This is a genomic window from Glycomyces buryatensis, assembly GCF_004912275.1.
GTDB lineage: Bacteria > Actinomycetota > Actinomycetes > Mycobacteriales > Micromonosporaceae > Glycomyces > Glycomyces buryatensis.
Genome location: NZ_STGY01000060.1, coordinates 1 through 14,786 on the forward strand (window position 1 = coordinate 1; position 14,786 = coordinate 14,786).

The window sequence follows — 14,786 nt, forward strand, 5'->3', positions numbered from 1 at the left end:
TTTTCGTTCCAGCCGGGCGAAGAACTTCGGATTCTCGATCCGCTTGCCCCCGCGCAGCACCGCGAAATCCTTCAGCCCCAAGTCGATCCCGGTCTCCGCTTCCGGATCCGCCATCGGCTCCAACCGCTCGGCGTCGCCATCGATCGAGACGACGAAACTGGCGTAGTACTTGCCAGTCGGGGTTTTGATCACCGTCACAGAGGACGGCTCGGCCGGTAGGTCCCGGGACCAGGCGACTTTCAACTCGCCGACCTTCGGAAGGCGCAGACGCCCATTCGATGTGAAGGCGAACCGTGCGTTCCGGGTATACCTCGCAGACTGCATCCCGGTGCGTTTCTTGAACCGGGGCGGGCCTACGCGCGCCCCGGCCCGCTTCCCCGACAACGAATCAAAGAAAGCCCTATAGGCCGCATGGCAATCGCGCAACGCCTGCTGCAACGGCACCGGCGACACCTCAGACAGCCAAGCCCGCTCAGAGGTTCGCTTCGCTGCCGTGATCAATGCCTTGTCCAAGTCTGTTGTTCTCGGGTACGGCAAGTCCTCAGCATGCGCGCGCTTACGCACGGCCACCGCATCGTTCCAGACAGTGCGCACACACCCGAACACCCTCGCCAGCTTCCGCCGCTGCGGGGCCGGCGGGTAGATCCGGTAGCGGTACCTCAACTGCACCACACGACTGTAGACAAGGGGTACGACACTTTTCCCGAACCTTGAGTTCGAGCAGTGCCAATCCGCGGGATCGTGAGCAGAAAACCACCAAGATTCACTGCCGCCCTCGATGACCGAGCCCTCTCCAGAAGCCTGGTAGCGCACCCACCGTTGCAGCCCTGGACCAGATTGTGTCAACATCCCGACAACACCGAACGTAGTCGAACCCTAATATGTGCGTGATCCACGCCAATTGGGACGAAATAGCTGCTCCCTTGGTAGCCGAGAGATGACCAAGAGTCTTAAGGTTGATTGACATCGATTCCCGGGGAGGAACATATGGGCGACGAGGTGAGCGGTTCTGCCTTGGCGCATTGGGATTATCCCGCGTATCGAGCAAAGCTCCAAGCAGGACGAACGGCCCTCGCGAGGCTCCTCGACGAGCACCGTCTCGACGCGGAGCGGCCCCTCACCGGCGTCGAACTGGAACTCGATCTCCTTGAACCCAAAGGTGAACCGGCGTTCGCGAACGACACGGTCCTGCAATACCTGCATACCACGGGAGACGACGACGCGCTGTACAGCGCTCAGCATGAATTGGGCGCCTTCAATATCGAACTGAACCTGCCGCCGAGACTGCTCGACGGCGCCGGGCTCTCCTGGTACGAGAGCGACCTGGCCGCGATCCTCGCCGAAGTGCGGGAGGCGGCCGACAAGGCCGGAGTGCGGGCGTGCCCGATCGGGACGATGCCGACGTTCTTCACCGAGCGGGTCGGCATCGAGGCACTCTCGGGCGCGCGCCGCTACCGGGTGCTCAACGAGCAGATCATGGCCTCCCGGGGCGAAGACGTCCACATCGACATCCAAGGGGCCGAATCGATCCGCTTCTCCTGCGCGAGCATCGCGCCGGAATCGGCGAACACCTCCGTGCAGTTCCACCTCCAGGTCTCCCCGGAGATGTTCGCGCGCTACTGGAACACGGCACAGGCCCTGGCGGGCATCCAGGTCGCCATGGGTGCCAACTCCCCCTATCTGTTCGGGCGGCAGCTGTGGGCCGAGACCCGCGTCGTCCTGTTCGAGCAGGGCACCGACACCCGCGACGCCACCCAGCGGGCGAACGGGCGGCTGCCGCGCGCCTGGTTCGGAAACCGCTGGATCGACTGCGTACTGGACCTGTTCGATGAGAACTACAAGCACTTCGCACCGCTTTTACCTCTTTGCGACGACGAGGACCCGCTCGCGGTGGCCGCGTCCGGCGGGGTGCCCGAACTGCGGGAGCTGCGCATCCACAACGGGACCATCTACCGCTGGAACCGGCCGGTCTACGACGTCCAGGGCGGGCGTCCGCATCTGCGCGTAGAGAACCGGGTCCTGCCCGCCGGTCCGACCCCCGTGGACATCTGCGCGAACATGGCGCTGTTCTACGGACTCATGGCCCACTTCGGGCGGGTCGGAGAACCGCTCAGCGAACGGCTCGACTTCGCGCAGGCCACGGCGAACTTCCAGGCCGCCGCCAGGCACGGCATCCAGGCCGACCAGCACTGGCCCGGAAGGGGACTCGTCTCCGCCCGCAAACTGGTGATGGAGGAACTGCTGCCGCTCGCCGCCGAAGGCCTGGCGTCCATGGGAGTGGCCCGGCCCGACACCGACCGCTACCTCGACGTAATCGAGCAGCGGTGCCGGCGCGGCGTCAACGGCGCCTCCTGGCAGGTGGCCCGGGTGCAGGTCGGTGAGCATCGCGACCGGCTGGAGCGGTTCGACGCACTGCGGGCGATGGTCCTGGACTACGCGGCCCAATCGGCCGACGGCCGCCCGGTTCACGACTGGGAGGTCTGAACCGGGCGGCCGACTAGCCTGATCAGCACTAGTGGTCGGAGTCGGCTCCATTGTCGGAGCCGGCATCCGAACCGGTCAGCTTGCGGCGGGTCGGCTTCGCGGCCTTCCTGCCACGGCGCTTCGGCTTCGGCTTCTCCCCGGCCTCCGTCCCGACCTCGGGGTCGAGCGAGTCCTTCTCGCCGTCGACGGGCTTGAGCTCCTGCACCCAGTCGACATCGGGGTCCACGTCCGCCTCCTTGGCGGTCAGTTCCTTCGTGTCCCCCGGTGCGTCGAAGGCCGAATCGGGGGCGGCCGGAACGGTCCAGCCCGGCGCGGTCTCGACCAGCGACGGGTCCGACTTGCTCTCCTTGCGGCCCCAGCGGCTCTTGCGTTCCTTGGGTTCCTTCGTCTCCTTGGGCGCCTTGGGCTGCTGGGGCACCTTGGCCTCCCTGAGCTGGGTGGTCTCGGCACCGCTCTGCCACACGGAAGTCTCGGCCTCGGCCGCCTCCAGGCGGTCGTCGAGTTGACCGCCCGAGCGCGGCAGCGCCGAGATGACGAGCGAACCGAGCAGCCCCGCAATGGCCGCATAGGGACCGACCAGCAGCACCGCCATCGACTCCGGGCTGTCCAGACGCGACGGGCTCAGGTGCGCGACCGTCACGATCAAGGGCCCGGCGATCCCCGAGGCCGCCGCGATCCGGTAGCCCGAGTGGGAAATCGGGCCCCTCCGGGCATAGGCCGCGACGACCGCGCCGATGAGCGCCGAGCCGAGCACGAAGGGAACCGCGATCGAGAAGCCGCGCCGTCCCAGCACCGACTCCGGCCCCGCCCACGAACCCCACACCGCCAGCTCGGTGACCTGCATGGCTTGCTCACCGACCTCGGTGAACGTGGCCAGGACCGCGAGCAGCCAGATCAGGGCGACCGAGGCGCCCACATTGACCGCGACCGCCCGCGAACCGAGCCCGATGAGCGTCAGCACGAAGCCGACCACCGCACCCATGCCGGCGGCCAGCAGCGGCTCGGTCTGGAATTCAGTGAAGATCGCGCCCCGCTCGGCGGACAGCGCGACGAGGGGTCCGACGGCGAACGCGCCGATCGCGCTGGCGGCCACGGCGGTGACGCGCACGGCGGTCCCGTTCGCGGCCTCGCCGCGGGAACCGATGACGCCGGAGGCGAGCCCGCCGACCACGCAGGAGGCGGCGGCGAACCAGGAGACCCAGGCGAGGTTGGCGTTGAATCGGTCGTCGAGCACGGGTTCGAGCGAGCCGGGGGCCGCGTCGGCCCAGGACAGCAGACCGAAGCCGTAGGCCAGCCCGAGCTGGGCCAGCGCGGCGGTCGCGGCGACCGCGAACCCCACCCCGATCGTGCGCGTCGCAGATGTAGGTGACATGCATCGCACGCTACTGCCTGTACACAACGGAGCGTCGAACACCCGATTCAGTCACGACCCCTTCGCCCGCCTTTCGTCCCGATTGGTAGGACCGCCGGGGACGGTCTCACAGCCCGGAAACGCGGGGGTGGGGCCACCGCCGTCCCGGTTATGCTCGGGGGGCCAAGGCCACCTGCCCGGTCGCCGTGCTGTTCATGCCGTTCGACAAGGAGCATTCGCATGACCGACGCCTATCAGGCGCTCACCGCCAGCCTCGCCTCCGCCGACCCCGAGATCGAGCGGATGATCGAGGCCGAGGGTCGCCGCGAGTCGGAGAAGATCCGGCTCATCGCCTCCGAGAACTACGTCTCCGAGGCCGTTATGCAGGCCACCGGGTCCATCCTCACCAACAAGTACTCCGAGGGCTACGCGCGCAAGCGCTACTACGAGGGCCAGCAGGTCATCGACGAGGTCGAAGAGACCGCGATCGCCCGCGCCAAGGAGCTCTTCGGGGTCGAGCACGCCAACGTGCAGCCGTACTCCGGCTCCCCCGCCAACCTCGCCGTGTACCTGGCGTTCCTCAAGCCCGGGGACACCGTCATGGGCATGGAGCTGCCGATGGGCGGGCACCTGACCCACGGGTCGAAGGTGTCGGCGACGGGCAAGTGGTTCAACCCGGTCCACTACGGGGTCCGCCGCGACACCGGCCGCATCGACCTGGACGAGGTCGCCGAGATCGCCCGCAAGGAGCGCCCGAAGCTGATCATCTGCGGCGGGACCGCGATCCCCCGCACCGTCGACTTCGAGGGCTTCGCGAAGATCGCCGCCGAGGTCGACGCGCTGCTCATGGCCGACATCGCCCACATCGCGGGCCTGGTGGCCGGCGGGGCGCACCCGAGCCCGGTGGGCCACGCTCCGGTCATCACGACCACGACCCACAAGACGCTGCGCGGACCGCGCGGCGCCATGATCATGACCGACGCCGACCACGCGAAGGCCATCGACAAGGCGGTCTTCCCCGGCCTCCAGGGCGGCCCGCACAACCACACCACCGCCGCGATCGCGGTGGCCCTGCGCGAGGCGGCGCACGAGTCGTTCAAGACCTACGCGCAGCAGATCGTGAAGAACTCGCAGGCCCTGGCTGCGGCGCTCGCCGACCGCGGCTACGACCTGGTCTCGGGCGGCTCCGACAACCACCTGAACCTGGTAGACCTGACCCCCAAGGACATCGGCGGCAAGCCGGCGGCCAAGGCGTTGGACAAGGCCGGCATCGAGCTGAACTTCAACACGGTCCCGTTCGACACCCGCAAGCCGTTCGACCCGTCGGGCCTGCGCATCGGCACGGCCGCCGTGACGACCCGCGGCATGACCGAGGGCGACATGGAGCTCATCGCCGGCTGGATGGACCGCGCGATCAGCGCGGCCAAGGCCGACAAGGAGTCGGAGTACGAGGTCATCGCGGGCGAGATCCGCGAGTTCTGCAAGTCCTATCCGATCCCGGGCTGGCACGCGTAACCGAAAGCGCCACAACAATATAAAGATGGGGACCGGCCTGCGGCCGGTCCCCATTCCGTTTGCCGGAATGCTTGGGCAAAGCGAAACGCGCTGGCCCGGCTGGGCTCAGCGCGCTCTCTAGGGTTTTGCAGTCGTGGCTGACACCTTGTGGGTGCGCTTGTAGCCTTGGCCTTCTTAGGCGGCGCGGGTGTAAGCGCCACGCTCGACGCGGTTCGCCATCCGGTGGAGGACGCGAGCGGCCGAGAAACGGACCTTGTCCTGCGCGGTGGCACCGGCGACGTACGGCTTGTTCGCGCGGCCGTCGTCGACGACCGGAGCGTTCGGCAGGGCCGAGGTGGCCGTGGTGTTGGCGGCGTCGACTGCGAGGTAAGCACCTACGAGCTCGTGCATGATGATTCCTTCCCGGCATGGTGTGCCGGATAGTGGATTTCTTGGGGGATTGCCGCTCGTCGATGACGCCATTGTCGACGGCGGGAAAGTCCGGGAGCTCTATTCAGAGCTTGGTTCGCAAGCTTCACCAAGCCTGAGCGATTGCTCGGGATGACCGCTTCTTCGCTCGCCTCCCGGCTTCTGTATCCATGGTATGACGTCCAGGCAAGCGAAATCCAGGGATTTTGCGTGGGTCACATGTATCGCGCGCCACTGTCCACAAAGAGCTGAGTTACCGTTCGGTTATCAAAAACGCCCTTCGGGTTACGCCCGGGTGACGGTAGTCTGTCTTGATGCGGGACTTGGGCATTCGCGTCGGGCACTGGACCGGCGAACACACCGGCTGCACGGTGCTGCTCTTCGATGAGGCGGTACTGGCCTCGGGCGAGGTGCGGGGCGGGGCGCCGGCCAGCCGGGAGATCGAACTGCTCGACCCCATGCGGTCCAATGCCGGGATCGACGCGGTGCTCTTGACGGGCGGATCGGCCTTCGGGCTCGCGGCCGCCGACGGGGTGATGCGGTGGCTGGCCGAACGGGGCAGGGGCGTCGTCACGCCCGGCGGCGTGGTGCCGATCGTGCCCACGCTCGGGCTCTACGACCTGGACGGGACCGGATCGGTTCCCGGTGCCGCCCAAGGATATGAGGCCTGCGATGCCGCCCAGGCACCGTTCGAACCGGCCCTGGACGGGCCGATCGGCGCGGGCCGGGGCGCGACGGTCGGGCAGTGGAGGGGCGTGACGCTGCCGTCGGGACTGGCCACGGCGACGCTGCGCAGCGGCGACCTCATCGTGTGCGTCGTGGCCGCCGTCAACGCCTTCGGCGAACCGGGAAGGCTCGACCGGGATCTGCTCAAACCGGAGGGCTTCCCGATCGCCTTCGGGCGCAATACGACCATCGGCCTGGTCGCCACGAACGCGCGCCTCGACAAGGTCGAGTGCTGCCGCGTCGCCCAGGGCGCCCACGACGGACTGGCCAGGGCGATCAGCCCGGCCCACACCTCGATGGACGGCGACGCGTTCGTGGCGGCCGCGACCGGCAAGGTCACCGCCGCCCCGGATGTGGTGCGCGCCTTGGCCGTCGAGGCCGTCGCCGAGGCGATCGGCGAAGCGGCCTTAGGCTTCATGCATGCACCGCCCCCTCGCGTCCGCCGCCGCCGTGCTCCTGCTGGGCGCCGCATGCACGGATGGGCCCGGGATCGGCCCGACGCCCCCTCACCCGCCGACAGCTGGGTCTACCAGCTCTCCGGTTACACGGATGACGGTCTCGGCGCCCTGGCCGCGGCCGAGCAGGAGACGGCGGTCATCGACCTGGCCCGCGACGGCGGCGACGACTACTTCACCGCCGACGAGATCGGCGCGCTGCACGAGGCTGGCAAGACCGTCTACGCCTACTTCACCATCGGATCGATCGAGACCTACCGGCCCGAATACCCGGCGGTCGCCGAGACCGACCTGGTGCTCAATCACTGGGACGAGTGGCCCGACGAGTACTTCACGGCCTACTGGGACGAGCGGTGGTGGGACCTGGTGGTGCGCCCGCGCCTGGACCAGGCGATCGCGGCGGGATTCGACGGCGTCTACCTCGACGTGCCGAACGCCTACGAGGAGATCGACCTGTCACTGGTGCCGGGTGAGGACCGGGAGTCCTTGGCGCGCAAGATGGTCGACCTCATCGTGGCCGTCGACGAATACGCCGAGGCGGCGGGGGCGGATCTCGCGGTGTTTCCGCAGAACGCGCCCGAGCTGCGCGAATATCCGGGCTACCTGGAGGCGATCGACGGCATCGGCGTCGAGGATCTGTTCTTCCTGGACCAGGATGTACCGTGCGACGAGGACTGGTGCGAGGAGAACCTGGAGCACGTCCGCGCGATCAGTGCGGCGGGCACGACGGTGCTGGCGGTGGACTACGCGCGCGAGGCGGCGAATATCGAGACCGCCTGCGAGCGCTACGGAGAAGAGGGCTTCTACGGCTACGTGACCGGAGTCGATCTCGACCGCATCGACGAGCCCTGCACGGCACAAAGTGCCTCTCCGGCCACACAGCGTTGAAATCGGACGTCGGGCCCGATTTGATTTGCCGCTAACCTATCGGACCACCCGCGATAACGCCTAAGGTGTCATTGATGGGCACAAATACCTGTCGCAGAAACACGACGGACATAAACGATGGTTTTCTTGCGATCTGCACCACTGTATGATCAGCATCATTGCCCGAAAACCTTCGATTGCGAGGTGTTCCCATGGTCGAGCTCTCTGGTCCGATCATTACGACCTTCATTGCCTACCTGACTGTCATGATCCTGATCGGTGTCTGGGTGTACAGGCGCACCAAGACACTGTCCGACTTCGCCCTCGGCGGCCGCAGCCTCAACGCGCCGACCGCCGCCCTCTCCGCCCAGGCCTCCGACATGTCCGGCTGGCTGCTCATGGGTCTGCCCGGTGCGGTCTACGCCTTCGGCATCGGCGAGGCCTGGATCGCCGTCGGCCTGGCCGCCGGCACCTACCTCAACTGGCTCCTGGTCGCCCCGCGACTGCGCACCTACACCGAGCGCGCCCACAACTCGATCAGCCTCTCGGCCTACTTCGAGTCCCGTTTCGAGGACCGCACCCACACGCTGCGGGTCGTCTCGGCGCTCATCATCGGTGTGTTCTTCACCCTCTACGTCGCCTCCGGGCTCGTGGCGGGCGGCCTGCTGTTCGAGACCATCTTCGGCATCGAGCCGACCGTGGCCATCACCGTGGCAGTGGTCGTCATCGTCGTCTACACCTTCCTGGGCGGCTTCCTGGCCGTCTCCTTCACCGACTTCGTCCAGGGCATCCTGATGTTCCTGGCCCTGGTCGCCGTCCCGCTCTGGGCGATCGCCGAGATCGGCGGTTTCGGGGTCATGTTCGACGGCGTCGAATCGGCCAGTCCCAACCTGCTCAACTGGGTCGACGAGGCCAGCTTCGCCGACGGCGCCTGGGGGCCCGGCGGGTCGCTGAGCTTCGTCGCCATCGCCGGTCTGCTCGCCTGGGGCCTGGGCTACTTCGGGCAGCCGCACATCCTCGCCCGCTTCATGGGCATCCGGTCCGTCAAGGACATCCCGGTCGCCCGCCGCATCGGTGTGACCTGGGTGCTGGTCACCCTCGCCGCCGCGGTCTTCATCGGCCTGGCCGGGATCGCCTTCCTCCCCGAGCCGCTGGAAAACCCCGAGACGGTGTTCCTGGCGCTGACGACCGACATCTTCAACCCGTGGATCGCCGGCATCCTGCTCTCCGCCGTCCTGGCGGCGGTCATGTCGACCGCCGACTCCCAGCTGCTGGTCGCCTCCACGGCCGTCACCGAGGACTTCTACCACCGCTACATCAAGCGCCAGGCCGCTGACCACGAACTGGTCTGGATCGGCCGCGGCGCGGTCGTCGTGGTCGCCGTCATCGCCTACTTCCTGGCGCTGCGGGGCGGCACGGTCCTCGACATCGTCGCCTACGCCTGGGCGGGCTTCGGCTCGGCCTTCGGCCCGATCATCCTGCTTTCGCTGTACTGGAAGCGCATGACCTGGGCCGGGGCGCTCGCGGGTATGGTCGTCGGCGCCACCGTCGTGGTCGTGTGGGAGCAGCTCGGCTCCCCCGGCGGCGTGTACTCGATGCTCCCGGCCTTCGGAGCCGCGCTCGTCGCCGCGCTCATCTTCGGGAACCTCGGGCGCAGGCCGGAGCGCGAATGGTCCGGCTCCTACGCCGAGGCCGAGGAAGAGCCGCAGGCCGTCTGATAACAGCAAGTCAGGGCCCGCAATGCCGCACTTGACGCCGAGAGCTCAGACGCCGCGACACGAGACCGCGGTGAGCCACAGCGTTAAGTAGGACTTGCGGGCCCGCTTCATCTGGTACATCGCCTGGTCGGCCGCCCACAGCGTCTGCACCGGGTTGCCGCCCGGCACCAGGCGCGCCCACCCGATCGACACGTCGACCGGCGTGCCCGGCACCGAGAACTCCCAGTTCTCGGCCGCCACGGCGATGCGGATGCGGTCCGAGACCGCGTCCGCGTCGAACTCCGTCGCCCCCGGCAGCACCAGGATGAACTCGTCGCCTCCGGTACGCGCCAACAGGTCCCCCGCCCGCACCACGCTCGACAGCAGCGCCGCGACCCGCTGCAGGATCGCATCCCCGGCCTGATGGCCGTGGGTGTCGTTGACGGCCTTGAACCCGTCCAGGTCCAGCACCGCGATCATCCCGTCACCGTCCACTTCGGAGAGGAACGCGTCCAGGCGGCGCCGGTTCGGCAACCCCGTCAACTCGTCGGTGTTCGCCCGGTCGGCCCAGCCCGCCGCGGCCCGCCGCAGCTGGTCGTGGTCGACCAGCGCCGCCGCCGAGTCCAGGTAGATCGTGTGGAACTCGTTGATCTGCTTGTACAGCGCATACGTCGTCGCATGCGCCGCCAGGATCGACGCCGCATGGTCCCCCTTGGCCACCAACGCGAGCGAGCGCAGATGCTCGGGCTCCATGACCCCCAGCGTCTCGTCGCCGATCTCCCGCTCCTGCAACACCTCGAGCGCCTCGATCCCCCGCCCCTGCGAGATCAATCGCGACGCCCGGGACAGCGCCCGCAGATCCAGCGCCTCCGCAGAGGAGGTCGTGGCCGGCAGCAGCTGCTCGACCGACCACTGCTCCGAGAAGCCCAGCAGGTTCAACCGGGCCAGCGCGTAGTGAATCCATTCGAGCTCGCGCGTGTCCAGCCCGTGCAGGCCGGGCTTGACGCGGCGCAGTTCCTTGCGCAGCAAGCCGATGCACGCCCGCGAGTCGCCGGTGTAGTACGCCAGCAGCGCCTCCCGGACGCGGATCTCGACGCCCTCGACCGAGGAACGCGAGATGCCGGCGCGCTCGGCGAGCATGTGGCACTGGTCGAGCGCCTCGCCGGACTGGAGCTGATAGCCGCAGTTGCTCATGATGACGGCCAGGTCGTACCAGGCGTCGACGGCGGCCTGGCTCGTCTCGTTCATCGACCGCAGCGCCCGGGAGGCGAGCACCAGGTGCTGGGCGGTGAAGTGCAGGGACTTGACGTGATGGTGGTGGTACCAGGCGGCCAGCGCGTGGAACTTCCCCGTCAGGCGGTAGTCGCGACAGCGGCGCACTGCCGAACCGGACTGGTCGAGCGTCCCCGGGATCTGCTCGATCGAGCGCTGATTGATCTGGCCCTGGAGGATGAACAGCCACGCCTGCGCCCGCTGCTGGGCGGTCTCGGCGTTATAGGCGATGGTGGTGGCCTCGCTGACGGCCTCGGCCACCATTCCGGAGCCCATCATGGCGCGCAACAGCCGGTACTGATCGGCATAATCACGCGCAGACGTGGTCTCCCTCCGTGGCGTCACGCCACTATCCTGCCACCGGGAGGCGAATATATCCAGTACTGCTGGTGCTGGACCCGCCCGACTACTCTTACCCATAAGCAAAGGGCCGTAAGAGGCCCTCATCCAGAGGAGCGCGCATGGGACTGTTCGACGGCCTGCGGGGCGAGTTCGTCGACATCATCGAGTGGACCGACAACTCGCGAGACACGTTCGTGTGGCGGTTCCCCCGGCACGACAACGAGATCAAGATGGGCGCGCGGCTCATCGTGCGCGAGTCGCAGTCGGCGGTGTTCGTCAACGAAGGGCAGCTGGCCGACGTGTTCGGCCCCGGCACCTACACGCTCGAGACGCAGAACCTGCCGATGCTGACGACCCTGAAGAACTGGCGCCACGGCTTCGACTCGCCGTTCAAGGCCGAGGTGTACTTCGTGAACACCCGCCAGTTCACCGACTTCAAGTGGGGCACGAAGAACCCGGTCCTGGTGCGCGACAGCGAGTTCGGGGCGGTGCGCATCAGAGCGTTCGGCGCCTACTCGGTGCGCGTCACCGACCCGGCGAAGCTCCTGCGCGAATCCGCCGGCACCGACGCGCGCTTCCGCACCGACGAGATCGAGGGCTGGATGCGCGAAAAGGTCGTCGCGGCCTTCGCCCCGGCCATCGCCTCCGCCGGGATTCCCGTGTTGGACATGGCGATCCACCAGGACTCGATCGGCGAACGCCTGCGCGGCGCGGTGGCCGGCCAGCTCGCACCGCTCGGCCTGGACGTCCCCTCGTTCACCATCTCGAACATCTCCATGCCCAAGGAGGTCGAGGAGGCGATCGACAAGCGCACCTCGATGGGCGTCGTCGGCGACCTGGGCTCGTACACGCAGTTCCAGGCCGCAAATGCGCTGGAGGAATCCGCGAAGCACGGCGGCGGCGCCTCGGACGCGCTCGGCATGGGCGCCGGCATGGCCATGGGCCAGCAGATGGCCGCGAACATGGCCGCCTCGCAGCAGGCACCGCAGCAACAGCAGGCCGCACCCGCCGGTCCGCCGCCGCTGCCGGTCACCGCCGAGTGGTACCTCGGCCTGGGCGGACAGCAGGTCGGACCGCTCGACACCGCGGCCCTCCAGGGCAAGATCGCCTCCGGCGAACTCACCCGAGAGACCCTGGCGTGGAAGCAGGGCCAGGCCGCCTGGACCCCCGCCGGCCAGATCCCCGACCTCGCGAACCTCTTCGGCGCCGTCCCCCCGCCGCTGCCCCCGCAATAGCCCGGAAAATCCAGGAGCGACCATGACGAACCCCGCCCCGGCCGAACACCAGACCTACCCGTGCCAGACCTGCGGCGCCCAATTGGCCTTCGCACCCGGCACCACGGCGCTGACCTGCACGTACTGCGGCACCGAGCAGCACATCCAGCTCAAGAAGCAGCGCGTCGTCGACCGCGACTGGGCCGCCCTGGCCTCCAAGCCCCGCCGCGCCCGCGCCGACGTGCCCCCGAACCTGTTCGTGTGCACCGGATGCGGCGCCCACACCGAGTCCGACGCCCTGGCGACGGTCTGCCAGTTCTGCGACTCGCCGCTGACGCGCGACGAGTTCGACCCGGATCTGGTCGCGCCGGAAGGCGTGGTGCCGTTCAAAGTCGACCGGGCCGACGCCCGCCAGGCCCTGCGCGACTGGGTCAAGAGCCGCTGGTTCGCCCCGAACAAGTTCAAGCACGTCGACGACGCCGAGTCGCTCACGAGCACCTACCTGCCGCACTGGACCTGGGACGCCGACACCCGCTCGAAGTACACCGGCCAGCGGGGCGACCACTACTACGTCACCGACAAGGACGGCAACCGGCAGCGGCGCACCCGATGGCGCGCGGCACGCGGGACCGTGACGCGCTCGTTCGACGACGTGGTCGTCCCGGCGACCACGCACGTCAGCCACGAGCAGCTGGAGGACCTGTCCGGCGACTGGAAGACGAAGCAGGCGCTGGCCTACCAGTCCGAGTTCCTGGCCGGGCACTTCTCGCAGCGCTACGACGTCGAGCCCGAGCAGGGCCTGGCGCATGCCAAGCAGAAGATGGCGCACGTGATCGAGAAGGACGTGCGCCGCGATATCGGCGGCGACCAGCAGCGGGTCCACTCGATCGACACGAAGTACGCGAAGGTCAAGTACAAGCTCCTGCTGCTGCCGGTGTGGCTGCTGGCCTACCTCTTCGCGGGGAAGACCTGGCAGGTGCTGGTCAGCGGCCAGTCGGGCCGGGTGACCGGGGAGCGGCCGTGGAGCGCCTGGAAGATCACGTTCGCGGTCCTCGCCGCGGTGATTGTGATCGGCGCCCTAGGGTATTACCTCCTTATATCCGATTCATAGGCATATGACCTAGCACGATCGGGGGAGTTGGCCGCTACTGTGCGGACATGCTTTAAGGTGCTTGGAACGCAACCCCATCGGCGACCTGCGCGTGTACCCCAACAAGAACGAGCCACCCCTGGGAGTTAGTAGTGAGCGAGCCGACCAAGCATGCTGCCCGGGCCTCGGCGCCCTGGTGGGCGAAGACGATGGTCATCACGGGATCGATGGTCATGGTCATCGCCGGCGGTGGCGCGATCGCGGCCCAGGTCGGCACGAACATGCTCAACAGCTCGCTGAACTCCGACGACCTGCTCGGCGACCAGCGAGTCGAGGCCGGCGAGGAGATCGAGGGCCCGCTGAACTTCCTGGTGCTGGGCACCGACGAGCGGGTGGGCGCGGGCGGTCTGGCCCGCACCGACGCGGACATCATCGTCCACATCAATGAGGACCTCACGCAGATCACCATGGTTTCGCTGCCGCGCGACCTGCTGGTGGACATTCCCTCAGGCATCCCGGCGGACCAGACGAAGCTGACCGAGGCGTTCGCGTTCTCCGAGGACTGGGGCGACTCCTTCGGGAACACCGCCGAGACCATCACGGCATTGACGGACGTGTCGTTCAACGGCGGCGCGATCGCGAACTTCGAGGGCTTCCTGGACCTGGTCGACGAGCTGGGCACGATCGAGCTGTGCCCGTGGCACGAGATCACCTCGATCCACACCGATGTCACCTATCCCGAGGGCTGCGCGGACTACGACAAGGACGAGGCGCTCGACATCGTGCGCCAGCGCTATGTGTGGGACTGGGACGAGGACTACGCGAACGGCACCTGGGGCGACTTCGGGCGCCAGAAGATGCAGCAGCAGTCGATCATGAAGGTCCTCGAAGAGGCCAAGGCGCAGGACTACCACAAGAATCCGATCAAGGCCGTGGAGCTGCTCAACAGCTTCGGCGAGGCCCTCACGATCGACCTGGGCGGCTACAGCCTCACCGAGATGATCACGCAGATGGCGAACGTCGAACCGAGCGAGATCATCTCGATCGGGGTGCCCTCTTCCGCGGAGGACATCAATGGAACGTCCTATGTGGTCACGCACGAGGGCGAGGAGCAAGAGGCGGCCGACTCCCTGTACCAGGCGATCAACGACGACACCCTGATCGAGTGGGCCTGCCAGTATCCCGAGTGGACGAGCGGCGACGAGGAGCCCGACTGCTCGGGCGTCGACACCGGCGACGGGACGGGCGACGGCGCGAGCGAGGACGCCGAGGCCGAAGACGGCGGCGAGTCCACCACGGAATAGGACCTGACCGGCCAATGCACCCCGCTGCATTCGGTTTGCAACCTCCGGGGTCGTTCGCGGC

At 67.8% G+C, this 14,786-nt stretch carries 11 protein-coding genes; 7 read left to right on the forward strand and 4 right to left on the reverse strand.

Annotated features, from left to right (window positions below; all coding sequences use genetic code 11):
- Positions 1-849, reverse strand: an 849-nt coding sequence (locus tag FAB82_RS16240; RefSeq protein WP_136535590.1) for an RNA-guided endonuclease InsQ/TnpB family protein, incomplete at its 3' end; no start/stop codon positions are given.
- A gap of 138 nt (positions 850-987) precedes the next feature.
- On the opposite strand from FAB82_RS16240, the gene FAB82_RS16245 reads away from it, so the two are divergent.
- A complete protein-coding gene (locus FAB82_RS16245) occupies positions 988-2,484 on the forward strand; it encodes a glutamate-cysteine ligase family protein (protein WP_136535591.1) in 1,497 nt (498 codons plus the stop codon).
- Between the two features lie 28 nt (positions 2,485-2,512).
- Here FAB82_RS16245 and FAB82_RS16250 read toward each other — a convergent pair whose 3' ends face one another.
- Entirely contained in the window at positions 2,513-3,856 is a 1,344-nt protein-coding gene (locus FAB82_RS16250) for a hypothetical protein (protein WP_136535592.1), read from the reverse strand.
- Positions 3,857-4,075: 219 nt separating this feature from the next.
- Between FAB82_RS16250 and FAB82_RS16255 the strand changes: the two genes are divergently transcribed.
- On the forward strand, positions 4,076-5,350 hold the full coding sequence (locus FAB82_RS16255) for a serine hydroxymethyltransferase (protein WP_136535593.1): 1,275 nt from the start codon (positions 4,076-4,078) through the stop codon (positions 5,348-5,350).
- A gap of 174 nt (positions 5,351-5,524) precedes the next feature.
- On the opposite strand, the gene FAB82_RS16260 is transcribed toward FAB82_RS16255, so the two are convergent.
- Positions 5,525-5,740: a hypothetical protein gene (locus FAB82_RS16260; protein WP_136535594.1), complete on the reverse strand. Its 216-nt coding sequence runs from the start codon at positions 5,738-5,740 to the stop codon at positions 5,525-5,527.
- A gap of 332 nt (positions 5,741-6,072) precedes the next feature.
- Between FAB82_RS16260 and FAB82_RS28035 the strand changes: the two genes are divergently transcribed.
- Both FAB82_RS28035 and putP read left to right on the forward strand, forming a co-directional pair.
- Positions 6,073-7,827 carry a P1 family peptidase gene (locus FAB82_RS28035; protein ID WP_246039675.1) on the forward strand — a complete coding sequence of 585 codons (1,755 nt, stop codon included), beginning with the start codon at positions 6,073-6,075 and terminating at the stop codon, positions 7,825-7,827.
- Between the two features lie 191 nt (positions 7,828-8,018).
- Entirely contained in the window at positions 8,019-9,524 is a 1,506-nt protein-coding gene (gene putP, locus FAB82_RS16275) for a sodium/proline symporter PutP (protein ID WP_136535595.1), read from the forward strand.
- A gap of 45 nt (positions 9,525-9,569) precedes the next feature.
- Here the strand turns inward: putP and FAB82_RS16280 are convergent, their stop codons facing one another.
- Entirely contained in the window at positions 9,570-11,120 is a 1,551-nt protein-coding gene (locus FAB82_RS16280; protein WP_168801633.1) for a GGDEF domain-containing protein, read from the reverse strand.
- 116 nt (positions 11,121-11,236) lie between these two features.
- On the opposite strand from FAB82_RS16280, the gene FAB82_RS16285 reads away from it, so the two are divergent.
- The 3 genes from FAB82_RS16285 (at position 11,237) to FAB82_RS16295 (ending at position 14,725) form a co-directional block, all read left to right on the forward strand.
- Positions 11,237-12,352: an SPFH domain-containing protein gene (locus FAB82_RS16285; RefSeq protein ID WP_136535597.1), complete on the forward strand. Its 1,116-nt coding sequence runs from the start codon at positions 11,237-11,239 to the stop codon at positions 12,350-12,352.
- 22 nt (positions 12,353-12,374) lie between these two features.
- Positions 12,375-13,442: a TFIIB-type zinc ribbon-containing protein gene (locus FAB82_RS16290; protein ID WP_136535598.1), complete on the forward strand. Its 1,068-nt coding sequence runs from the start codon at positions 12,375-12,377 to the stop codon at positions 13,440-13,442.
- 131 nt (positions 13,443-13,573) lie between these two features.
- Positions 13,574-14,725: an LCP family protein gene (locus FAB82_RS16295; protein WP_136535599.1), complete on the forward strand. Its 1,152-nt coding sequence runs from the start codon at positions 13,574-13,576 to the stop codon at positions 14,723-14,725.
- Positions 14,726-14,786: the final 61 nt, after the last annotated feature.